Source organism: Pseudomonas sp. UFMG81 (assembly GCF_015354575.1).
In the GTDB taxonomy this organism is placed as follows: Bacteria; Pseudomonadota; Gammaproteobacteria; order Pseudomonadales; family Pseudomonadaceae; genus Aquipseudomonas.
Genome location: NZ_JACAFQ010000011.1, coordinates 111,043 through 132,947, shown reverse-complemented (window position 1 = coordinate 132,947; position 21,905 = coordinate 111,043). Strand labels below are relative to the sequence as shown.

General features: G+C 64.4%; 24 protein-coding genes. 10 read left to right on the top strand and 14 right to left on the bottom strand.

Translation table 11 applies throughout. The annotated features are described in order from the left end of the window. Positions 1 to 47: 47 nt before the first annotated feature. The 3 genes from rsmD to IX761_RS10930 are packed head-to-tail and all read right to left on the bottom strand — an operon-like array spanning position 48 to position 3,476. Positions 48 to 641, bottom strand: coding sequence for a 16S rRNA (guanine(966)-N(2))-methyltransferase RsmD (gene rsmD, locus IX761_RS10940; protein WP_194789606.1), 594 nt, complete (start codon positions 639 to 641; stop codon positions 48 to 50). Continuing rightward, complete coding sequence (locus IX761_RS10935; RefSeq protein WP_194789605.1) at positions 641 to 2,128, bottom strand: M16 family metallopeptidase; 1,488 nt, start codon at positions 2,126 to 2,128, stop codon at positions 641 to 643. The genes rsmD and IX761_RS10935 overlap by 1 nt, the downstream gene beginning before the upstream one ends. Beyond that, positions 2,121 to 3,476, bottom strand: a complete 1,356-nt coding sequence (locus IX761_RS10930) for a M16 family metallopeptidase (protein WP_194789604.1) — start codon at positions 3,474 to 3,476, stop codon at positions 2,121 to 2,123. Before IX761_RS10930 ends, IX761_RS10935 begins: the two co-directional genes overlap by 8 nt. Before the next feature lie 234 nt (positions 3,477 to 3,710). Between IX761_RS10930 and ftsY the strand changes: the two genes are divergently transcribed. The 4 genes from ftsY to rpoH all read left to right on the top strand — a co-directional run bounded on the left by ftsY (position 3,711) and on the right by rpoH (position 8,043). Continuing rightward, complete coding sequence (gene ftsY, locus IX761_RS10925) at positions 3,711 to 5,387, top strand: signal recognition particle-docking protein FtsY (protein WP_194789603.1); 1,677 nt, start codon at positions 3,711 to 3,713, stop codon at positions 5,385 to 5,387. Next, complete coding sequence (gene ftsE / locus IX761_RS10920; RefSeq protein ID WP_011531723.1) at positions 5,384 to 6,055, top strand: cell division ATP-binding protein FtsE; 672 nt, start codon at positions 5,384 to 5,386, stop codon at positions 6,053 to 6,055. The genes ftsY and ftsE overlap by 4 nt, the downstream gene beginning before the upstream one ends. Continuing rightward, a complete protein-coding gene (gene ftsX, locus IX761_RS10915) occupies positions 6,052 to 7,080 on the top strand; it encodes a permease-like cell division protein FtsX (protein WP_194789602.1) in 1,029 nt (342 codons plus the stop codon). Before ftsE ends, ftsX begins: the two co-directional genes overlap by 4 nt. Positions 7,081 to 7,188: 108 nt before the next feature. Beyond that, positions 7,189 to 8,043, top strand: coding sequence for an RNA polymerase sigma factor RpoH (rpoH, locus tag IX761_RS10910; protein WP_194789601.1), 855 nt, complete (start codon positions 7,189 to 7,191; stop codon positions 8,041 to 8,043). A 915-nt stretch (positions 8,044 to 8,958) separates the two neighbouring features. On the opposite strand, the gene mtgA is transcribed toward rpoH, so the two are convergent. Continuing rightward, a complete protein-coding gene (gene mtgA, locus IX761_RS10905; protein WP_194789600.1) occupies positions 8,959 to 9,669 on the bottom strand; it encodes a monofunctional biosynthetic peptidoglycan transglycosylase in 711 nt (236 codons plus the stop codon). 64 nt (positions 9,670 to 9,733) lie between these two features. On the opposite strand from mtgA, the gene IX761_RS10900 reads away from it, so the two are divergent. The 5 genes from IX761_RS10900 to IX761_RS10880 all read left to right on the top strand — a co-directional run bounded on the left by IX761_RS10900 (position 9,734) and on the right by IX761_RS10880 (position 12,865). Continuing rightward, the gene (locus IX761_RS10900) at positions 9,734 to 10,105 is read left to right on the top strand and encodes a DUF423 domain-containing protein (protein ID WP_194789599.1); all 372 of its coding nucleotides are present in this window, start codon (positions 9,734 to 9,736) and stop codon (positions 10,103 to 10,105) included. Between the two features lie 102 nt (positions 10,106 to 10,207). Next, positions 10,208 to 10,408 (top strand): sulfur carrier protein ThiS, encoded by a 201-nt coding sequence (thiS, locus tag IX761_RS10895; RefSeq protein ID WP_194789598.1) that lies wholly within the window; start codon positions 10,208 to 10,210, stop codon positions 10,406 to 10,408. A gap of 53 nt (positions 10,409 to 10,461) precedes the next feature. Continuing rightward, positions 10,462 to 11,274, top strand: coding sequence for a thiazole synthase (locus IX761_RS10890; RefSeq protein ID WP_194789597.1), 813 nt, complete (start codon positions 10,462 to 10,464; stop codon positions 11,272 to 11,274). A 9-nt stretch (positions 11,275 to 11,283) separates the two neighbouring features. Then, the gene (gene trmB / locus IX761_RS10885) at positions 11,284 to 12,006 is read left to right on the top strand and encodes a tRNA (guanosine(46)-N7)-methyltransferase TrmB (RefSeq protein ID WP_194789596.1); all 723 of its coding nucleotides are present in this window, start codon (positions 11,284 to 11,286) and stop codon (positions 12,004 to 12,006) included. Positions 12,007 to 12,127: 121 nt separating this feature from the next. After that, positions 12,128 to 12,865 carry a hypothetical protein gene (locus IX761_RS10880; protein WP_194789595.1) on the top strand — a complete coding sequence of 246 codons (738 nt, stop codon included), beginning with the start codon at positions 12,128 to 12,130 and terminating at the stop codon, positions 12,863 to 12,865. A 670-nt stretch (positions 12,866 to 13,535) separates the two neighbouring features. Here IX761_RS10880 and IX761_RS10875 read toward each other — a convergent pair. From IX761_RS10875 to IX761_RS10835, 9 genes are all read right to left on the bottom strand, one after another. Next, complete coding sequence (locus IX761_RS10875; RefSeq protein ID WP_110735365.1) at positions 13,536 to 13,862, bottom strand: DUF3392 family protein; 327 nt, start codon at positions 13,860 to 13,862, stop codon at positions 13,536 to 13,538. A 9-nt stretch (positions 13,863 to 13,871) separates the two neighbouring features. Beyond that, positions 13,872 to 15,050 (bottom strand): radical SAM family heme chaperone HemW, encoded by a 1,179-nt coding sequence (hemW, locus tag IX761_RS10870; protein ID WP_416366768.1) that lies wholly within the window; start codon positions 15,048 to 15,050, stop codon positions 13,872 to 13,874. Beyond that, positions 15,047 to 15,643 (bottom strand): RdgB/HAM1 family non-canonical purine NTP pyrophosphatase, encoded by a 597-nt coding sequence (gene rdgB, locus IX761_RS10865; RefSeq protein WP_194789593.1) that lies wholly within the window; start codon positions 15,641 to 15,643, stop codon positions 15,047 to 15,049. Before rdgB ends, hemW begins: the two co-directional genes overlap by 4 nt. Further along, positions 15,640 to 16,074 carry a DUF4426 domain-containing protein gene (locus IX761_RS10860; RefSeq protein WP_194789592.1) on the bottom strand — a complete coding sequence of 145 codons (435 nt, stop codon included), beginning with the start codon at positions 16,072 to 16,074 and terminating at the stop codon, positions 15,640 to 15,642. Before IX761_RS10860 ends, rdgB begins: the two co-directional genes overlap by 4 nt. A 24-nt stretch (positions 16,075 to 16,098) precedes the next feature. Further along, the gene (gene metW, locus IX761_RS10855) at positions 16,099 to 16,719 is read right to left on the bottom strand and encodes a methionine biosynthesis protein MetW (protein ID WP_153785530.1); all 621 of its coding nucleotides are present in this window, start codon (positions 16,717 to 16,719) and stop codon (positions 16,099 to 16,101) included. Between the two features lie 7 nt (positions 16,720 to 16,726). After that, entirely contained in the window at positions 16,727 to 17,866 is a 1,140-nt protein-coding gene (metX, locus tag IX761_RS10850) for a homoserine O-succinyltransferase MetX (RefSeq protein WP_194789591.1), read from the bottom strand. Positions 17,867 to 17,953: 87 nt separating this feature from the next. Next, positions 17,954 to 18,544, bottom strand: a complete 591-nt coding sequence (locus IX761_RS10845) for a YggT family protein (RefSeq protein ID WP_194789590.1) — start codon at positions 18,542 to 18,544, stop codon at positions 17,954 to 17,956. Positions 18,545 to 18,554: 10 nt separating this feature from the next. Further along, positions 18,555 to 19,373, bottom strand: coding sequence for a pyrroline-5-carboxylate reductase (gene proC, locus IX761_RS10840; RefSeq protein ID WP_194789589.1), 819 nt, complete (start codon positions 19,371 to 19,373; stop codon positions 18,555 to 18,557). A 38-nt stretch (positions 19,374 to 19,411) separates the two neighbouring features. Next, the gene (locus tag IX761_RS10835) at positions 19,412 to 20,098 is read right to left on the bottom strand and encodes a YggS family pyridoxal phosphate-dependent enzyme (protein ID WP_194789588.1); all 687 of its coding nucleotides are present in this window, start codon (positions 20,096 to 20,098) and stop codon (positions 19,412 to 19,414) included. A gap of 65 nt (positions 20,099 to 20,163) precedes the next feature. Here IX761_RS10835 and IX761_RS10830 point away from each other — a divergent pair, with 65 nt between their 5' ends. Beyond that, positions 20,164 to 21,156 (top strand): type IV pilus twitching motility protein PilT, encoded by a 993-nt coding sequence (locus IX761_RS10830; RefSeq protein ID WP_194789587.1) that lies wholly within the window; start codon positions 20,164 to 20,166, stop codon positions 21,154 to 21,156. Between the two features lie 45 nt (positions 21,157 to 21,201). Here the strand turns inward: IX761_RS10830 and IX761_RS10825 are convergent, their stop codons facing one another. Further along, the gene (locus IX761_RS10825; RefSeq protein WP_194789586.1) at positions 21,202 to 21,840 is read right to left on the bottom strand and encodes a C40 family peptidase; all 639 of its coding nucleotides are present in this window, start codon (positions 21,838 to 21,840) and stop codon (positions 21,202 to 21,204) included. Positions 21,841 to 21,905: the final 65 nt, after the last annotated feature.

Genomic DNA, 21,905 nt, shown 5'->3' with positions numbered 1-21,905 from the left:
TGATGAGCGGAGCAGCTTCGGGCAAGTCTGCCAGCAGGGGGCGTTACTTAATTCTCGCTGCGCTGCCACAGCGCGTAATGCACCTGGCCGGTCTTCTTCTCGCGGTGCAGGCGCCAGTTGCCCGGCATCGGCAGCGACGACGGTGCGGCCTCGCTCTCGGTGTAGATCCATGCCTGTTCGCGCAGCCACTGGCCTTGTTCCAGCAGGTTGCAGGTGTTGGCCAGCAGGTCCTGGTGGAACGGTGGGTCGAGGAACACCAGGTCGAACTGTTTCTTGGCCGGACCTTGCAGGTAGCGCAGGGCGTCGGTTTGCAGGATTTGCCCGCGCGGGCAGCGCAGCAGTTCGAGGTTGTCCTTGAGGTTGGCGATGGCGGCCGGGTTGCTGTCAAGCGCCACGGCGTCTTCCGCGCCGCGCGACAGTGCTTCGAGCACCAGCGCGCCGCTGCCGGTGAACGCATCGAGCACATGGGCACCCTCGATGTAGGGCGCCAGCCAGTTGAACAGGGTTTCGCGCACGCGGTCGGGGGTCGGGCGCAGGCCGTCGCCTTCGGGCACCGCCAGGCGGCGGCTGCGCCACTCGCCGGCAATGATGCGCAGCTGGCCTGGGCCTTTGCTGGCGCCTGGTGTGTTGGGTCTTGCCATTAGTGCTCCGGTACGCCGAGCGGCTGCTCGGCGGGTTTGTCAGTGGGGGCCGGCAGCGGCTTCTGCTCTACCTTCGGGCCGACGGTGACGATCACCAGCTTGTCTGCCGCCAGGTGCTTGTTCATGGCGGCCTTGACCTGCTCGACCGTCAGCGCCTGGGACTGCTGCATGAAGTCTTCCAGCCAGCTCAGCGGCAGGTTGTAGAAACCGATCGCGCCCAGTTGGCCGACGATGCTGGCGTTGCTGGCATTGGACAGCGGGAAGCTGCCGGCCAGTTCGCGCTTGGCGTCGTCCAGTTCTTGTTGCGTGGGGCCGCTCTTGAGGTAGTCGGCGAGGATGTCCTGGACCAGCTTGAGCGTGCCCTCGCTGAGTTCGGCGCGGGTTTGCAGGTTGATCATGAACGGGCCGCGCACCTGCATCGGGCTGAACACCGAGTACACGCCGTAGGTCAGGCCGCGCTTCTCGCGCACTTCGCTCATCAGGCGGGTGCCGAACGCACCGCCGCCGAGGATCTGGTTGCCCAGCGACAGGGCAGCCCAGTCCGGGTCGTTACGGTCGATGCCTAGCTCGGCCAGCATCAGGTGGGTCTGCTTGGACGGGAAGTCGATGTGGGTGACGCCCGGCTTGGGTTCGACCGGCTGCGCGGGCTTGGCCAGCGCCGGGCCTTTGGGCAGACCGGCGGACACCTGGGCGGCGATGGCTTCGGCTTCGCTGCGGCTGAGGTCGCCGACCAGGGCGATCACCGCGTTGCCGGCGGCGTAGGCTTTGCCATGGAATGCGCGCAGCTGTTCCAGGGTTATACCGGGGATGGTCTGGGCGGTGCCGTCGCTGGGGTGGCCGTAGGGATGCTGGCCGTAGAGGTTGGCGAACAGCGTTTTGCCGGCGAGCTTGCCGGGGTTCTGCTTTTCGTACTCGAAACCGGCCAGCAGCTGGTTCTTGATGCGCTTGAGGGCGTCCTCGGGGAAGGTCGGCTGGCCGACCACCTCGGTGAACAGCTTGAGTGCTGGTTCGCGCTTGTCGGCTGCACTGAGGCTGCGCAGCGAGGCCACGGCCATGTCGCGGTAGGAGCCGTTGCCGAAGTCGGCACCCAGGCCCTCGAAGCCCTCGGCGATGGCAGTGACGTCCTTGCCGGCCACCCCCTCGTTGAGCATGGCATTGGTCAGCGTCGCCAGGCCTGGTGTCGCGCCGTCCTGGCTGCTGCCAGCGGCGAAGGTCAGGCGCAGGTCGAACATCGGCAGCTCGTGGGCTTCGACGAACAGCACGCGGGTGCCTTCCTTGGTGGTCCAGTCCTGGATGTTCAGCTGGCGCCGGCTGGGGGCTTTGCCGTCCAGCTCGGCCAGCGACTGCAGCGCGTTGGCGGGGCGCGCGGCGCTGGCGGGTGCGTTGTCGGACTGCGCCGGGCGCGCCAGCAGCAGGGCGGTGCCTACCACCGCGGCGATGATCGCCACACCGAACAGGGTGTAGCGCTGTGCGCTGCGATCACTCATGGGCGGACTCCTCGGGCAGTACATGGGCAACGCTCAGGCGTTCGCGGGTGAAGTAGGTGCGGGCGGCGGCCTGGATGTCTTGCGGGGTCACGCGCTTGAGGTCGTCGAGCTCGCTGTCGATCAGTTTCCAGGACAGGCCGACGGTCTCCAGCTGGCCAATGGTGGTGGCCTGGCTGCTGATGGAGTCGCGGTCGTAGACCAGGCCGGCGATCACCTGGGCGCGCACGCGCTCCAGCTCTTCGGCGGTGGGCGGGGTGGTCTTGAGTTCGTCAATCAACTGCCAGACGCCTTTCTCGACGTCGGCCAGGGTCTTGTGCTTCTGCACGTTGGGCGTGGCCGAGATCAGGAACAGGCTGTCGCCGCGGGTGAAGGCGTTGTAGCTGGACGACGCACCGGCCACCAGCTCCTGGCCGCGCTCCAGGCGTGCCGGCATGCGTGCGCTGTAGCCGCCGTCGAGCAGCGCCGAAATCAGCCGCAGGGCGTTGGCGGTGCGCGGGTCCTTGGCGGTGGCCAGGCCCGGTACGTTGAAGCCGTAGATCAGGCTCGGCAGCTGGGTCTGCACATGCAACGTGAGCTTGCGCTGGCCGGGTTCAGCGAGCTCCAGCGGCAGCTTGCTCGGTGGCACGGCGCGTTTGGGGATGGGGCCGAAGTACTTCTGGGCGAGGTTCTTGACCTCGTCGGCGGTCACATCGCCGACCACCACCAGGGTGGCGTTGTTCGGTGCGTACCACGACTCGTACCAGTGGCGCAGCTCCTCGACCTTCATGCGGTCGAGGTCGGCCATCCAGCCGATGGTCGGGGTGTGGTAGCCGCTGGCCGGGTAGGCCATGGCGCGGAACAGTTCGAAGGCCTTCGAGTTGGGCTGGTCGTCGGTGCGCAGGCGGCGCTCTTCCTTGATTACCTCGATCTCGCGGCTGAATTCGTCGGCCGGCAGGCGCAGGCTGGCCAGGCGGTCGGCTTCGAGTTCGAAGGCCACCGGCAGACGGTCGCGGGCCAGCACCTGGTAGTAGGCGGTGTAGTCGTCGCTGGTGAAGGCGTTCTCTTCGGCACCGAGGTCGCGCAGGATGCGCGAGGCCTCACCGGGGCCGAGCTTGGCGCTGCCCTTGAACATCATGTGCTCGAGGGCGTGGGACAGGCCGGTCTGGCCCGGTGTTTCGTAGCTGGAGCCGACCTTGTACCAGATCTGCGAGACCACCACCGGGGCGCGGTGGTCCTCGCGCACGACCACTTTCAGGCCGTTGTCGAGGATGAATTCGTGGGTGGGTTGCACATCGGCGGCGAAGGCCGCGAGTGGCAGGCACAATGTGCCGAGCAACAGGCCAGCGGCGCGGCGGGCTAGAGCATTCATACGGTGTTCAACCTGTTCGGCGGCCCGCTTGGGTTTAGCGTCGGCGGGCCAGGAGGTGCTAGGATACTGATCCGGTTGCCTGGCGACCATGCCTGTCGCCGTTCTGGCCCGCAGGCCCTATACGACAAAACGTTGCGCATGAACCTGGCGGATGCAAAGTAGTCTGTTCTGCGTGAGTAAGAATTCCCGATGCGCCACTGCTGGCCCATCGCTACCCTGAGATAGCCGTCTTCCATGTTTGGTTCCAACGACGACAAAAAAGCGCCGGCCGCGGCTGGCGAGAAGAAAGGCCTGTTCAGCTGGTTCCGCAAGAAGCCGGAGCAACCTGTCGCCGAACAGCCGCAAACGCCAGCGCCGCAGGCCGTAGAGCCGGTCCAGCAGGCCGCTCCGGTGGCCGAAGCACCTGCATCCGAGCCGGTGGTTGCTGCGCCACAGCCAGCGCCTGTTGCCGAGCCGGTGGTTGTCGCGCCGCAGTCAGCGCCTGTTGCCGAGCCGGTGGTGGCCGCGCCGCAGCCAGCGCCTGTTGCCGAACCGGTGGTTGCCGCGCCGCAGCCAGCGCCTGTTGCCGAACCGGTGGTTGCCGCGCCGCAGCCAGTGCCTGTTGCTGAGCCGGTGGTTGCCGCACCGCAGCCAGCGCCTGTTGCCGAGCCGGTGGTTGCCGCGCCGCAGTCAGTGCCTGTTGCCGATCCGGTGGTTGCCGCACCGCAACAGGCTCCGGTCGCAGCGCCTGTCATTGCCCAACCAGTGCCAGCAACGCCTGCTGCGCCGCCCCCGGTCGAAGTGCCAGCAGCGCCGGTCAGCAACCTGGTACTGCCAGTCGCCGAAGAGCCGGTGGCACTGGTTGAGGACCTGGAGCCCAAGGCGCCGCCGGTCATCCCGGCACGCCCGTTGGTCGAGTCGGTTGTCGAAACCGCACCTGTCGTCGTTCCGGCACCGGTCGAACCTGAACCCGTCGTCGTAGCTGCAGCAGAACCTGCCAAACCCGGCTTCTTCGCTCGCCTCAAACAGGGCCTGTCGAAGACCAGTGCCAGCATCGGCGAGGGCATGGCCAGCCTGTTCCTGGGCAAGAAGGTCATTGACGACGACCTGCTCGACGAGATCGAGACCCGCCTGCTGACCGCCGACGTGGGCGTCGAGGCCACCTCGACCATCGTCCAGAACCTCACGCAAAAGGTTGCCCGCAAGCAGCTGGCAGACGCCGATGCGCTGTACAAGTCGTTGCAAGAAGAGCTGGCCGCGCTGCTGCGCCCGGTCGAGCAGCCACTGAAGATCGAGGCGCAGAACAAGCCCTACGTCATCCTGGTCGTGGGCGTGAACGGCGCCGGCAAGACCACCACCATCGGCAAGCTGGCGAAAAAGCTGCAGCTCGAAGGCAAGAAGGTCATGCTCGCCGCAGGCGACACCTTCCGTGCCGCCGCAGTGGAGCAACTGCAAGTGTGGGGTGAGCGCAACCAGATCCCGGTGATCGCCCAGCACACCGGTGCCGACTCGGCCTCGGTGATCTTCGACGCCGTGCAGGCCGCCAAGGCGCGCAATGTCGATGTGCTGATCGCCGACACCGCCGGTCGCCTGCACACCAAAGACAACCTGATGGAAGAGCTGAAGAAGGTCCGTCGGGTGATCGGCAAGCTTGATGCCGAGGCGCCGCACGAAGTGTTGCTGGTGCTCGACGCCGGCACCGGGCAGAACGCCATCAGCCAGGCCAAGTACTTCAACCAGAGCGTGGAGCTGACCGGTCTGGCGCTGACCAAGCTCGACGGTACCGCCAAGGGTGGGGTGATCTTCGCCCTGGCCAAGCAGTTCAACATCCCGATTCGCTTCATTGGTGTCGGCGAAGGTATCGACGACCTGCGCACCTTCGAGGCCGAACCCTTCGTCAAGGCGCTGTTCGCCGAGCGAGAGCCTGCATGATCCGATTCGAACAGGTCGCCAAGCGCTACCCCAACGGCCATGTCGGCCTGCACGAGCTGAGCTTCCGGGCGCGCCGTGGCGAGTTCCTGTTCGTCACCGGCCATTCCGGTGCCGGCAAGAGCACCCTGTTGCGCCTGCTGCTGGCCATGGAGCGCCCGACCAGCGGCAAGCTGCTGCTCGCCGGGCAGGACCTGGGGCAGATCAGCAATGCGCAGATTCCGTTCTTGCGCCGGCAGATCGGCGTGGTGTTCCAGAACCACCAGTTGCTGTTCGACCGCACCGTGTTCAACAACATCGCCCTGCCGCTGCAGATCCTCGGGCTGTCCAAGGCCGAGATCGCCAAGCGCGTCGATTCGGCGCTGGAGCGCGTGTCGTTGAGTGACAAGGGCGAGCTGTTCCCGGCCGACCTGTCCACCGGCCAGCAGCAGCGCGTTGGCATCGCCCGCGCCATCGTCCACCAGCCGGCCTTGCTGCTGGCGGACGAACCCACCGGTAACCTCGACCCGCGCCTGGCCGCCGAGATCATGGGCGTGTTCGAGGACATCAACCGCCTGGGCACCACGGTGTTGATCGCCAGCCATGACCTGGCGCTGATCGCGCGCATGCGCCACCGCATGCTGACGCTGCAACGCGGTCGCTTGATCGGCGATGGGGAGGCCGGGCAATGAGCACCACACGTACACCAAAGGTTTCCGAGCGCGTGGCGCCCAAGGCCGCCGATGCACAACCGACCAAGAAGAAACGCGGCGATCACGACGACGATGGCCCGGACTTCCGTACGTTGCTGCACGCCTGGCTGGAAAGCCATCGTGCGAGCCTGGCCGACAGCCTGCGCCGCCTGGGCAAGCAGCCGATCGGCAGTTTCTTCACCTGCCTGGTGATGGCCGTGGCGCTGAGCATGCCCATGGGCCTGTCGCTGCTGCTCAAGAACGTCGAGAAGCTCGGCGGCTCTTGGCAGCGCGCGGCGCAGATCTCGCTGTACCTCAAGCTCGATGCCAGCAGCCGCGATGGCGAGGCGCTGCGTGACGAAATCAAGGGGATGCCGGGCGTCGCCGACGCTCAGTATGTCAGCCGTGAGCAGGCGCTGGAGGAGTTCCAGCAGCAGTCCGGGCTGGGCGAGGCGTTGCGCGAGCTGCCGGACAACCCACTCCCCGGCGTGGTGGTGGTGACCCCTGCCGAAGTCGATAAACCGGCGCTGGAAGCGCTGCGTCAGCGCCTTTCGGAATTGCCGCGGGTCGAAGCCGCGCAGCTGGATCTGGTGTGGGTCGAGCGTCTGGCGGCCATCCTCAAGCTGGGTGACCGGTTCGTGTTCGGGTTGGCGGTGATGCTGATTTCCGCTCTGCTGTTAGTAATCGGTAACACAATTCGTCTACACATTGAAAACCGCCGTGTAGAGATTGAAGTCATCAAGCTGGTGGGGGGCACCGACAGCTACGTTCGTCGGCCTTTCCTCTACATGGGGGCGCTGTACGGCCTGGGTGCTGGCGTGCTGGCCTGGGGTATCCTGGCCTTCGGCCTGGACTGGCTCAACGACGCGGTCGTCGGGCTTTCGGGGCTGTATGGGAGCGATTTCGCCCTGGGTGGTGTTCCCGCTTCGGACGGTCTTTCCCTCTTGATCGGCGCCGTGCTGTTGGGGTATATCGGTGCATGGATCGCAGTGGCCCGGCATCTGAACGAGCTGGCACCGCGATAATGTTTGTTGGCCAGCATTGACTTTTTTCATCTGGGAACTTATTGAGCGGTTCCGGGTCTATGCTGGCAGTGCCCACAAGGCACGAGTCTGTAAGCCGGAGGTACTTGAATGACCACATCGTTGCAACCTGCCCATGCCCTGGTTCCCGGTGCAAACCTGGAAGCCTACGTGCACACGGTCAACAGCATCCCGCTGCTGACGGTCGAGCAGGAGCGTGATCTGGGCGAGCGTCTCTATTACCAGCAGGATGTCGAGGCCGCTCGCCAGATGGTGATGGCCCACCTGCGTTTTGTCGTGCATATCGCCCGTAGCTATGCAGGTTATGGCCTGGCCCAGGCCGACCTGATCCAGGAAGGCAACGTCGGCCTGATGAAGGCGGTCAAGCGTTTCAACCCGGAAATGGGCGTGCGCCTGGTGTCGTTCGCGGTGCACTGGATCAAGGCCGAGATCCACGAGTTCATCCTGCGCAACTGGCGCATCGTCAAGGTGGCCACCACCAAGGCCCAGCGCAAGTTGTTCTTCAACCTGCGCAGCCAGAAGAAGCGCCTGGCCTGGCTGAACAACGACGAAGTGCATCGTGTGGCGGAGAGCCTGGGGGTCGAGCCGCGGGAAGTGCGTGAGATGGAAAGCCGCTTGAGTGGCCAGGACATGGCCTTCGACCCGGCGGCGGAAGCCGACGACGACAGCGCCTTCCAGTCGCCTGCGCACTATCTCGAAGACCACCGTTACGACCCTGCGGTGCAGTTGGAGGACGCTGACTGGAGCGACAACTCCACCAGCAACCTGCACGAAGCGCTGCAAGGTCTGGATGATCGCAGTCGAGATATTCTCTATCAGCGTTGGTTGGCCGAGGAAAAGGCTACGTTGCATGAGCTGGCTGAGAAGTACAGCGTTTCGGCTGAGCGGATTCGCCAGCTGGAGAAGAATGCGATGAGTAAGGTCAAGGCATTGATCGCGATCTGATCGGCGCCCTGGCTGGCTTGAAGAAACCGCTGTGCTCGTGAGAGGCAGCGGTTTTTCTTTGGGCAGCGTTTTAGGTTTGTGCAACTGTTGATTGAATGATGATGGAATGTGCTCTCTAGTGTCGTGGTTAGTTGTTTAGTTGGTTTTGAAAGTTGTGGGCATATCCATTTGCTTGGGTGACGCTTATTCACCTTTCCGCCCTTACGGCGGCTTACTTTTTTCTTGGAAAAAGTAAGCAAAACCGCTCGCTCCCATCATCCGGCCCCTGCGCTTCGCTCCGGGGTTCCCTCACTCCGGTCTTGCTCCCGGGAGTACGCACCGAAGGGCCATCCATGGCCCATCGGTGCTCGACGGGCATCCATGCCCGTCGCCTCCCTCCGCAAGCCCTCCGATCGGCCTCCTGAAGTCGCGAAGTTAGGGGCGGCGCCTATATTGGCGCAGCTGACGCTAGATGTTTATTGTGTTCGATATCAAATTGCATTCGCCGGCTTGCCGGCGAACAGGCCATTACAAGCTACACATCAATAACGGTTAAACACTATCTGCTCTTGCTCTTGCTCTTGCTCTTGCTCTTGCTTCTAAGCGCGCGATAGTCCAGTCACCGCCAAACGCGACTTCAGGAGGCCGAACGTAGGACTTGCGGAGCGGGGCGATGGGCATGGATGCCCATCGAGCACTGATGGGCCATGGATGGCCCTTCAGTGCGTCCACGCGGGAGCAAGGCCGGAGTGAGGGAACCCCGAAGCGAAGCGTAGGGGCCGGATGAATGGAGCAAGGATTTTTTGGTGACTTTTTGATCCTTCAAAAAGTTACCCGCCGTAAGGGCGGAAAGGTGAATGAGCGTCTCCATCGCCAATGGATATTCACTCAATACCAACACCCACACGCTAAATTCGCGACCGCGACCCAGCCACTTCAGAGCCTACGCGACACATCCAACTGCATCAGGTAGCTAGGCCCCCCCAACTGGCTCATCTGCCGACGAATCCACCCCGCACGCCCAGCCACGTAGGCACTCGGCCGCCCGGCGCTCCATTTGATCGGGCTGGGCAGCACCGCCGCGAGCTGCGCGGCCTGTTGCCGGGTCAGGCGGCTGGCATCCACGCCAAAGTGATACCGCGCCGCAGCCTGGGCACCGAACACCCCCTTGCCCCATTCAGCGCTGTTCAGGTAGACCTCGAGAATCCGCTCTTTCGACCAGAACAACTCGATCAGCGCAGTGAACCAGGCTTCCAGCCCCTTGCGCAGCCAGCTACGCCCGGACCACAGGAACAGGTTCTTGGCCACCTGCTGGGTGAGGGTGCTGGCGCCACGGATCTTGCCGCCGCGCTCGTTGAAAGCCAGCGCCGCCTGGATCGCCGGGATGTCGAAACCCCAATGGTTGGCGAACTTCTGGTCCTCGCCGGCGATGACCGCCACCTTCAGCTCATCCGAGATGTCTTCCCAGGGTGTCCAGTCGCGTTGCAGGTCGATAGGTTCGCCGTCGAACCAGGATTCCACCTTGCGCTCGACCATCAGTGCTGTACCGGGCGGTGGCACCCAGCGCAGGACCAGCACCACGGCAATGCTGCCGGCGGCGAACCAGAGCAGCGCGCGGGACAGGCGTCGGAGAAAGGATGACAGCATGGTGATGGCTTGGCCGGACCGTTGGAACGGGCCATTATACAGACCCCTTTCGAGGAGTCGTCCCATGCTTCGCAGCTTCCTGATGCTCGCCGCGTTCTTCGGTTTCACCGGTGTCGCCCTCGGCGCCTTCGCCGCCCATGGCCTGAAGCACCGTCTGACTGCCGATTACCTGGCGATCTTCCACACCGGCGTCACCTACCAGCTGGTGCATGCCCTGGCGATCCTGGCCGTGGCCGTGCTGTCGGTGCACCTGCCCGGGCGCCTGGTCGGCTGGGCGGGCGGCTTGTTTGCAGTGGGCATCGTGCTGTTCTCCGGCAGCCTCTACGTGCTCACCCTGACCGGCCTGGGCAAGCTGGGCATGATCACCCCCCTCGGCGGCCTGTGCTTCCTCGCCGGCTGGCTGTGCCTGGGCCTGGCCGCCTGGCGCCTGGGCTGACCGAACGGTCCACAATCGCGACTAATGGCGCGCTCCACCCTTGGGTGCTGGGCGGATCGGCGCTAGAATGCGTGCCCCCAAAGAACAATGGTGGCCGTGCGCATGCGCATTCAATTGAACGGTGAACCTTACGAACTGCCCGCAGGCGAGAGCGTCGCGGCCCTGTTGGGTCGGCTGGAGCTGGCCGGTCGCCGGGTGGCGGTGGAACTGAACCTGGACATCGTGCCGCGCAGTCAGCACGAGAGCACGCTGCTCAATGACGGCGACCAGGTTGAGGTCGTTCACGCCATCGGTGGCGGCTAGACGCTATTCGATGCTTCACCTGCAAGTCCCGCAACCTTTCCAGAGGAACAACGATGAGCAACGTTCGTAGCGACAAGCCTTTCATTCTGGCCGGGCGCACTTTCCAGTCGCGCCTGCTGGTCGGCACCGGCAAGTACCGTGACATGGAAGAAACCCGCCTGGCCACCGAGGCCTCGGGTGCCGAGATCGTCACCGTGGCCGTGCGCCGTACCAACCTGGGCCAGAATGCAGGCGAGCCGAACCTGCTCGACGTGCTGTCGCCGGACCACTACACCATCCTGCCGAATACCGCCGGTTGCTACGACGCCGTCGAGGCGGTGCGCACCTGCCGCTTGGCCCGCGAGCTGCTCGATGGTCGCAAGTCCCACGAAACCCGCACGCTGGTGAAGCTGGAAGTGCTGGCCGACCAGAAAACCCTGTTCCCCAACGTGATCGAAACCCTCAAGGCCGCCGAAGTGCTGGTCAAGGAAGGTTTCGACGTGATGGTCTACACCAGCGACGACCCGATCATCGCCCGCCAGCTGGCTGAAGCCGGCTGCATCGCGGTGATGCCGCTGGCCGGCCTGATCGGCACCGGCCTGGGCATCTGCAACCCGTACAACCTGCAGATCATCCTGGAAGAATCCAAGGTCCCGGTGTTGGTCGATGCCGGTGTGGGTACCGCCTCCGACGCCACCATCGCCATGGAAATGGGCTGCGAGGCAGTGCTGATGAACTCGGCCATCGCCCATGCCCAGCAGCCGATCGTCATGGCCGAGGCCATGAAGCACGCCATTCTCGCTGGCCGCATGGCATACCTCGCCGGGCGCATGCCGAAAAAACTCTATGCCAGCGCGTCCTCGCCGCTGGAAGGTCTGATCAAGTAAGAGCCCCCGATGACTGAATCGCAAGAAACGCCGACCCCCGCCGAAGGCGAAGAGCGCCCGCACCGCCGCATCAAGAGCTTCGTGATGCGCGCCGGGCGCATGACCGAAGGCCAGCAGCGTGGCCTGGAACAAGGCGGCCCGCTGTTCATCCTGCCGCTGGTCGACAGCCCGGTGGATTACGACCAGGTGTTCGGCCGCTCGGCGCCGCGCACCCTGGAGATCGGCTTCGGCATGGGCCACTCGCTGCTGGAAATGGCCGCGGCCTCGCCTGAGCTGGACTTCATCGGTGTCGAAGTGCACCGCCCGGGTGTCGGTGCGTTGCTCAACGGCGTGCTCACGCAGGGGCTGAAGAACCTGCGGGTGTACGACTGCGACGCCATCGAAGTGCTCAACCGCTGCGTGGCCGACAACAGCCTCGACCGCCTGATGCTGTTCTTCCCCGACCCCTGGCACAAGGCGCGTCACCACAAGCGCCGCATCGTCCAGCTGGAGTTCGCCGAACTGGTGCGTCGCAAGTTGAAGCCCGGTGGCGTGTTCCACATGGCGACCGACTGGGAACCCTATGCCGAATACATGCTGGAAGTGATGAGCGCAGCGCCGGGCTATCGCAACCAGGCGGCCGATGGCGCCTACGTGCCGCGCCCGGAAGAACGCCCGATCACCAAGTTCGAGCGTCGTGGTGAACGGCTTGGCCATGGTGTGTGGGACCTGAAGTTCGAAAAACTGGCTTGACCCTCCCCATGCCAGAGGTGCTGTTGCGCCTCTGGCACCCCTCCCATGCGTAAAGGACTGCGCTCTGAAACCTCGTGTTCTGTTGTTGCTGGCCGGGCTCGTGCTTGTTGCTTGCCTTGGGATGGCCGCCCTGTCGAGTGTGCCCCCAATCTCTTCCCAGCAGCACCTGGTGCATGCCCAGGCGCTGATGCGACAGGCCAATGAGCAGCTCAGGGAGCTTGCCGCACTCGAAGCAAGAGGGGAGGCCGACGACGTTATGCGGCTCGCGGCGATGAGCGTTTCAATCGCCCAGGCGCATACTCACATCGAGCAGGCGGCTGATGCGGGCGAGGTGCTGGCGCTGTTCTGGCAGTCGGGTCTCCATCCCCTTGGTAGGGAGCACGACGACGCGCCGCAGCCAGCGCCCTGTGCTCGCTTGCATCAGGCGGTGGATCAAGGATTCCTGGCAGCGGCGGTTGCTTACTATTACCGGTGCAGGCCCGCCGGCAACGTCTTTGAGTACACGGCGGAACAGGCCGAGCAGTTCCAGGCGCTCAGGCGTGCGGTGCAGCGTGACGATCCCTTCCAGTCGCTTTATCCGCAGGTTCTGCGTGAAAGTGTTTGTTCAACGCCGGCAAACGCCTTTACCGTCAAACTGCCAGGAGGCCCCCGCTGGTTCGCCGAGGCCTTGGAGGCGTCCGGGCGTTCACTGACATACGACCTGTTCAAGGCCGAGGGGCTCTATCTCTTGGCCATGCAGCCTGATTTGGAACCCTCCGAGCGCTTGGCGCTGCTGCGTCAGTCGCAAGCCTTGGGCTGCGAAAGGGCGGCTAACTGGAGGAAAAGGCTGGCGCCGGAGCCGACGCGCGAACGATCCTGATCGTGGCGTTCGATACGGCTTCAGACAAAAAAACCGCCTTGCGAAGGGCGGTTTTTTTGTGCGGGCTTCGGGTTACGAATCCTTGGCCTGCGGGTTTCACTGGAGACAACCACAGCTGGATCTTAGGTCTGCCCGCAAAACCCGTCAATCAAGGAAATATCCGGCATTACGTGTGACAACACTGGAAACAGCCATGAGGTATCGGCTCACGTAAGCTCGCTGGGCTCCCATGTGATTTATCCAGTGGGGGGCTGGGAATACCAATGGTTTCTCGGCCCCTTCGACGCGGCCTACGACCCGCGCCGGTGATGTTCATCGAAGGGCCATCAACCTGGCCACTTCACTGGAGCCAACCACATGATCTCCGAAGGTGCCGAAGCGCCGGTTAGGCACTGGAAGATTGGCCCAGCCAACACGGAGGCCAAGGCATATGAAGCGTTTGCTGAATACGCTGAGCCGTGTCTGGAAGCTCGTCCGGATCCTGATCGTTTTCAGGACTGCAAGGGATTTCCTGCGCGATCACTTCGATGATGCCCGCTAAGGCATAGTCGAGTGAGGGGCCACCCTGGCTTGCCAGGGTGGCCTTTTAGCAGGTACCTGCGTAGGAGCCGGCTTGCCGGCGAAGGGGCCGATACTGCCTCACAAGCGTTCTGCGGGCTGACGCCCAACATCACCCCCGCCGATCAGCCACCACCCCGATGAGCACCAGCACCACCAGCAGCACCGGGGCCAGCGCATAGTTGTTGAACTGCCCCAACCCCTTCACCACCCACGGCGTGGCATAGATCAGCGCTGCACCACTGCCGATCATCACCAGCAGCGCCATGAACGGCACGCGCAGGGCGCCGGCCAGGCCGCCGAGGCGCCCCTCCACCCAGCCCTTGATATCGGTGCCGAACAGCACCAGCAAGCAGCCCACCAGGGCCAGCGAGATTTCCGACAGGTTGCTGCGGCTCCAGCGGGAAACGGTCGAGAGCAGGTCCAGTACCAGGTCCATGGGTCATCCTTAATTCAAGAAGTACTGCAGCAGGTCGTTGAGGAACAGTTGGCCGCGCGGGGTGGCTGCCAGTCGATCCGGTTCGACCTGCAAAAGGCCCTTTCGTTCGGCCTCGCGACGGGCTTCGGCGAGTTGCGCCAGCGGCAGGCCGGTGCGTTGGCTGAACAGTTCGGCTTCGACGCCGTCGGTCAGGCGCAGGACGTTCATCAGGAACTCGAACGGCAGTTCATCGGCCGGCAGCAGCTTTTCGCCAGCCTTGAACGGCTTGGCCGGGTTCAGGTAGTCCTTGGGCAGGCGGGTCTTCCAGGTACGCAGGATGCGCCCGTCGGGGAACGACAGCTTGCCGTGGGCACCGGCACCAATACCGATGAAGTCGCCAAAGCGCCAGTAATTGAGGTTGTGCCGTGCGGCGCGGCCTGCCTGGGCGTAGGCCGAGACTTCGTACTGCTTGTACCCATGTTCGGCCATCAGTGCCTGGCCGGCCTCCTGGATATCCCAGAGGATGTCGTCCTCGGGCAGCTCCGGCGGCTGGTTCCAGAACACGGTGTTGGGTTCCACCGTCAGCTGATACCAGGACAGGTGCGTCGGTGCCAGTGCGATGGCCTGGCGCAGATCGCCCAGGGCGTCGTCGAGCGACTGGTCCGGCAAGCCGTGCATCAGGTCCATGTTGAAGTTGTCGAAGCCCGCCGCACGCGCCATGTCGGCCGCGCGCACCGCTTCGTCACCGTTGTGGATGCGCCCGAGCTTTTCGAGCTTGGCAGGCTGGAAGCTCTGCACGCCGATGGACAGGCGGTTGATGCCGGTTTGCCGGTAGGCCTTGAATTTTTCCTGCTCGAACGTGCCCGGGTTGGCTTCCAGGGTGATCTCGATGTCCGCGGCGAACGGGATGCGTTGCTCGACGCCGCGCAGCAGGCGGCCCAGCGCATTGGCGCTGAACAGGCTTGGGGTGCCACCGCCGAAGAAGATGGTGCTGATCGACCGGCCCTGCACGGCAGGCAGTTCCTGATCGAGGTCGGCCAGCAGGGCGTCGATGTATTCGTCTTCGGGCAGCGTGGGCCCGGCCTGGTGCGAGTTGAAGTCGCAATAAGGACATTTGCGCACGCACCAGGGGATATGGATGTACAGCGACAGCGGCGGGAGCTCGGGGAGTACCAGGCCCGCCGGTTGTACCAACAGCATTTCGCTCATGCCAGGCCCAGACGCTGACGCAGCAGGGCCATGGCGCGGGCGCGGTGGCTGAGCTGGTTCTTGTCAACGGGGGCCAGGTCGGCGCTGGAGCAGTTGCGCTCGGGCACCCAGAACAGCGGGTCGTAGCCAAAGCCATGCTCGCCGCTGGCCTCGAACAGGATCTTGCCGTGCCACAGGCCTTCGCAGAGGATCGGCAGCGGGTCGTCGGCGTGGCGCACCAGCGCCAGCACGCAGACGAATTGCGCGCCACGCTCGCCTTCAGGCACATCCTTCAGCGCCTCGAGCAACTTGGCGTTGTTCGCCGCATCGCCCTTGCCGTCGGCGTAGCGCGCCGAGTAGATGCCCGGCGCGCCGCCGAGGAAGTCCACCGCCAGGCCAGAGTCGTCGGCCAGCGCCGGTAGGCCGGAGATGCGTGCGGCGTTGCGCGCCTTGAGGATGGCGTTCTCGACGAACGACAGGCCGGTTTCTTCCGGCTCCACCTGGCTGAATTCGCCGATCGAACGCAGCTGCACGGATTCGCCGAGCATGGCCTGCAGTTCCTTGAGTTTGCCGGCGTTGTGGCTGGCCAATACGAGTTGCTGGAAATTCATCATTCGCCTGGGAACACTTCCTGGTTGAAGCTCAGTGGATGGCTGACGCCGCCGCTCTCGACATTGAGGTCGAAGGTCAGCGTCTCGGGCTGGTCGATCTTGAACTGGGCGATGTAGTACACCGCGCCCTGGTCGGTTATCTGCTTGAACGACAGTGGGTTGCTGCGTCCGGTAAGGTCTTTCACGGTCCCGCTGACCACCGCCATCGCAGGCTTGCCGGCCTTGAGCACGGCGATGTTGAGCACGCCCTGGTTCTTGCTGCGGGTCAGGCCGGTGGCCGCGGCGATGTCGGGTTGCAGCATGCTCGAGGTGAAGGCGCTGTAGTGGACCGTCACGTCGCCGAACACTTCTTTGCGTTCGGGCCTGGCGGCATCGGCAGCCAGCACTGGCAGGGCCAGGCACAGGCTGATCAGAAACAGTGCAAGTCGACGCATGATCCCATTCCTCCGTTGGCGAGGTCAGACCGCGAGCTGGTGCTCCTGCAGGCCCGGGCTGCTGACCCGATAGATACCGATCTCACCTAGAAGATTAGGCCAAAGCCGACCGCCCAACCCATTACGGTGCAGGTGGTCGACGGCCAGGCGGTCGAGGACCTTGGCGTGGCGCTCATGGCACAGGTTCTCGAAGTCCTCGAAGGTGCAGAAGTGGATGTTCGGCGTGTTGTACCAGGTGTACGGCATGAAGTCCGAAACCGGCATGCGGCCTTTGGTCGCCAGGTACCAGCGGCAACGCCAGTGGCCGAAGTTGGGGAAGGTGATGATGCACTGGCGGCCCACCCGCAGCATCTCGTCGAGGATTCGGTCGGGGTATTCCACGGCCTGCAGGGCCTGGGTCATGACCACCACGTCGAAGCTGTTGCTGGCGAAGTTGCCCAGGCCCTTGTCCAGGTCCTGCTCGATCACGTTGACGCCCTTGGCCACGCACTCGGCGATATTGTCGGCGTCGATCTCCAGGCCGTAGCCGGTGACGTTCTTGCGCTCGCGCAGCGAGGCCAGCAATTCGCCGTTGCCGCAGCCAAGGTCGAGTACCCGGCTGCCGGCGGGGATCCAGTCTTGGATGATTTCCAGGTCGGCTCTCATGGGGTCCTCAAACGGCGATGCGGTTCATGTAGTTGGCGAAGCCCTGGATGTAGCGGGGCGTGGGGATCAGGAAGGCGTCATGGCCGTAGGGCGAGTCGATGTCCAGGTAGCAGACGTTCTTGCGCGCGGCCATCAGCGCGTCGACGATCTCCCGCGAACGGGCCGGCGAGAAGCGCCAGTCGGTGGTGAACGACATGATGCAGAAGTCCGCCGTGACGTGGGCCAGCGTTGCCGCCAGGTCGCCACCGTGCGCGGCCGCTGGGTCGTAGTAGTCCAGCGCCTTGGTCATCAGCAGGTAGGTGTTGGCGTCGAAGCGCCCGGAGAACTCCTCGCCTTGATAGCGCAGGTAGCTCTCGACCTGGAACTCGACGCTGTGGAAGTCGTAGTTGAGCTTGTCACTCTTGAGCTCGCGGCCGAATTTCTCGCCCATCGAGTCGTCGGACAGGTAGGTGATATGCCCCACCATGCGCGCCAGCATCAGCCCACGCTTGGGGATCACGCCCTGGTCCTGGAACGAGCCACCGTGGAACTCGGGGTCGGTGAGGATCGCCTGGCGCGCCACTTCGTTGAAGGCGATGTTCTGCGCCGACAGCTTGGGGGCCGAAGCGATGTCCACGCAGTGACGCACGCGGTCCGGGTAGGTGATGGTCCACTGCAACGCCTGCATGCCGCCCAGGCTGCCGCCGACGATGGCGGCCCAGGTCTGGACCCCCAGCCGATCGGCCAGGCGCGCCTGGCTGTGCACCCAGTCTTCCACCGTCAGCACCGGGAAGTCGGCGCCGTAGGGCTTGCCGGTAGCCGGGTTGACGCTGCTGGGGCCGGTGCTGCCGTTGCAACCGCCGAGGTTGTTCAGGCTGACCACGAAGAAGCGGTTGGTGTCGATCGGCTTGCCGGGGCCGATGCAGCTGTCCCACCAGCCCGGCTTGCGGTCGGTGACGGCGTGGTAGCCGGCGGCATGGTGGTGGCCGGACAAGGCATGGCAGATCAGCACCGCGTTGCTGGCGCTGGCGTTGAGCGTGCCATAGGTTTCGTAGACCAGCTCGTAGGCGGTCAGGGCGCGGCCACAGGCCAGGGCCAGCGGTTCATCGAACCGGGCGATCTGCGGTGTTACCAGACCGACGGAATCTTCGGGAAAGACAGTGGACATCGACCCTGCTCACGCTTGACGGAGGCGTAAGTCTAAAGAGCGCTACCCCCTGCGGCAAGCAATGGCTTGCCGCAGGCAGCAGGTGGGTCAGATCATCCGCCACAGCTCTTGTGGCATGCCGGCGTAGGCGGCCAGTTGCGGCATCAGGAACGACTGGATCACCTGGATGGCGATGAAGGCGAAGATGGGGGAAATGTCCATGCCACCGAGGTTCGGCACCAGGCGGCGGAACGGCGCCAGCACCGGCTCGCTGATCTGGTAGGCCAGTTCGGCGGCGGGGTTGTGGCTGTTGGGGGCGACCCACGAGACGATCACCATGACGATCATCGCCACCCAGAAGATCTTCAGGAACAGCGAGGTGATACCGATGATCGCCCACATCAGCAGGTGCAGGATGTCGCCGAACGTGCCGTAGGTGACCATCAGCACGAAGGCCATCAGCAGCCCCTGGATGATGATCGACAGCAGCAGCGACGAGGTGTCGAGGCCGGCGATGCTGGGGATCACCCGGCGCAGTGGCTTGAGCAGGGGTTGCGTGGCGCGCACGGCGAACTGGCTCAGCGGGTTGTAGAAGTCGGCCTTCACCAGTTGCAGCACGAAGCGCAGCAGGACGATCACCAGGTACAGGCTGACCAGGGTTTGCACCACGAAGATCGCGGCGCCGGACAGTGCATTCATCAATGGCTCCTTATTTGCCCAGTTGCTCGGCCAGCTCGGCGGATCGCTTCGCCGCGGCCTCCAGTGCCTGCTCGACGATGGCTTCGAAACCGCTGGCCTGGAACGACTTGATTGCCGCCTCGGTGGTGCCGGCCGGCGAGGTGACGCGGCGGCGCAGTTCGGCGGCATCGACATCGCTGGCCACCGCCATGCGCGCGGCGCCCAAGGCGGTTTGCAGGGTGAGTTGCGAGGCGGTTTCACGCGGCAGGCCGAGCTTTTCGCCCGCAGCGGTCATGGCCTCGATCAGCAGGAAGAAGTACGCCGGGCCGCTGCCGGAGACGGCGGTGACGGCATCCAGTTGTTGCTCTTGCTCCAGCCACAGGGCGGTACCCACGGCGGACAGCAGTTGCTCGGCTTGCTGGCGCTGTTCAGTGGAGACTTCCCGGGTGGCATACAGGCCGCTGACGCCCTGGCGCAGCAAGGCCGGGGTATTGGGCATGCAGCGTACCACCGGGATTGCGCCCAGCCAGGTTTGCAGGCTGGCGCAGGTGATGCCGGCGGCGATGGACACCACCAGCTGGCCTGCTTTCAGGTTGGGTTTGAGGGTTTCGCAAACCGCTTTCATGACTTGCGGTTTGACCGCCAGCACAATCACGTCCACGCCATCGATGGCCTGGGCGTTGCTTTCGAAGGCTTCGATGCCGTGTTCGGCCTGGATCCGCGCACGGGTCTCGGCACCCGGGTCGCTGGCGCGAATCTGTGCGGCGTCCAGGCCCTGGGCACGCAGGCCGCCGATCAGGCTGGCGGCCATGTTGCCGGCGCCGATAAAGGCAATACGAGTCTTGCTCATGTCAGGTCCTTGAGGGGAAGAGTGAGTTAAGCATGGTTTCACGGCTGGCCGTAGTCGCGGGCACCGAACAAGGCGGTGCCGATGCGCACCCAGGTCGCACCTTGGGCGATGGCGGCCTCCAGGTCATGGCTCATGCCCATCGACAGGGTGTCCAGGTCGAGGCCCAGTTGCGTCTGCAACTGGCGCAGGGTGGCGAAGGCGGCTTCCTGTTCGGCACGGTCCTCGGTCGGTTCCGGGATCGCCATCAGGCCCCGCAGGCGCAGGCCTGGCAGGGCGGCTACCGCCTGGGCCAGGGCGGGCAGCTCCGCGGGTGCGCAACCGGACTTGCTGTCTTCACCGCTGACGTTCACCTGCAAGCAGATGTTCAGCGGCGGCAACTCAGCCGGGCGTTGCTCTGAGAGGCGTTGGGCGATCTTCAGGCGGTCCACGGAATGTACCCAATCGAAATGCTCGGCGATGGCCTTGGTCTTGTTCGATTGGATGGGGCCGATGAAGTGCCAGATCAAGGGCAGGTCGGAAAGCGCCTGTTGTTTTGTCAGGGCTTCCTGAAGGTAATTCTCGCCTACGTCACGCAGGCCAGCGGCGTAGGCCTCGCGGATGGCGCTGGCGGGCTTGGTCTTGCTCACCGCCAGTAGGTGGATGCTGGCCGGGTCGCGTCCGGCGGCCCTGGCCGCGCTGTCGATGCGGGTGGCGATGGCGCCAATGTTGTCTGCTAGGGTGGACATGGTTCGTCGCCGACGGCTTTGGGGTCTGCGGCATTCTACCTGCTTGAACGCCGTTGGGGAGTCTCATGGATGTGACCGACCTGCTGGCCCGGGCCATGGCTGCGGGTGCCAGCGACCTGCACCTGGCCGCGGGCGAGCCCCCTCTGCTGCGCCTGGATGGCGAGCTGCAACGCATGGATCTGCCACCGCTGAGCTGCGCGACCCTGGAGCAGGGTATGGCCGGCCTGCTCGATGATGGGCAGCGGCGGCAGTGGGCAGGCGGTGATGAGCTGGACCTGGCGTTGACGCTGCCCGCGGTGGGGCGTGTGCGCTTGAACCTGTTCCGCCAGCGCAATGGGCTGGGCGCCAGCGTGCGCCTGATTCCGGCGCGCATCCCCAGCCTCGATGAGCTCGACCTTGAAGATGTGTATCAAGCCATTGCGCAGTGCCGGGATGGCCTGGTGCTGGTGGGTGGCCCGACGGGTAGCGGCAAGTCCAGCACCTTGGCGGCACTGCTCGATCAGCTCAATCGCGAGCGTACTCAGCAGGTCATTACCCTTGAAGATCCCATCGAATTTATCCACAGCGGCCAGGGTTGCCTGGTCAATCAGCGGGAGATCGGTGTGCACAGCCACGACTTCGCGCAAGGCCTGCGCAGTGCACTGCGCCAGGACCCGGATGTGATCATGATCGGTGAGTTGCGAGACCTGGAGAGCATCCGCCTGGCGCTGCGTGCGGCAGAAACCGGGCATCTTGTGCTGGCGACCGTGCATACGCGCTCGGCGGTGAACAGTATCGACCGGCTGGTGGAGGTGTTCGCGGCGGAAGAAAAGCCATTGGTGCGCACGATGCTCGCTGAATCACTGCGTTTGGTGGTGGCCCAGGTGCTGGCCAAGCGAGCAGGGGGTGGTAGGGTGGCGGCAAGGGAAGTGCTGGTGGTGACGCCGGCTGTGCGCAACCTGATTCGCGAAGGGCGGATGGCGCAGATCCCGTCGTTGATGCAGGCCGGGGCGGCCCAGGGGATGCGGACGATGGAAGCGGCTATGCAGTGCTTGAAAATGCGGGGTCTGATTGAATAGCTGGCGTTGTGGGAGTGGCGGTTCGCCGCTCCCACAGAACACCCGTCAGCGCTTGGCCAGGGCCAGGGCTTGCTGGTCCTTTGGCAGGACGCGCTTGGCCACCACGTAGTGCTTTTGCCAGTACGGTTTGTCCAGGCTGTCGATGCTCACCCGCTTGCCGGTGCGCGGGGCGTGGATGAAGCGGTCGTTGCCCAGGTAGATGGCCACGTGGTTGACCCGGCGGCTCTTGATGTTGAAGAAGATCAGGTCGCCCGGCTTGAGGTCGCTCTTGGCCACCTTCACGCCCTGGCCCTGGGCCATGGCGTTGGAGGTGCGCGGCAGGTCGACGTCGGCCACGTCGTTGAAGGCGTACTTGACCAGGCCGCTGCAATCGAAGCCCTTTTTCGGGCTGCTACCGCCCCAGCGGTACGGGGTGCCCAGCACATTGACGGCGCGGCTGAGCACCTCGCTGCTTTGCTTGGGCGACATCGCGATGGCCTGCAACGCCTCATGCTTGCTGGCGTTGTTCGGGCGGGCACTCGCAGTAATCTTGCGGTACTGCACGGGGGCGCGTTTCACCGTGGTATCGGCGTTGGTCGTGTAACCGGTGAAACCGCTTGGGAGTCGTTGCTCACGATTGGTGGCGTGGGCGGCCAGGGGTAATAACAGGCAGAGGGTCAGCCATGTCTTGAACAAAGGCGGCATAGTTGATGCTCTTATAGGGTGTTGGCGCGCAACTTTATAACAGCTTTTTGATCAATTTTTGATCC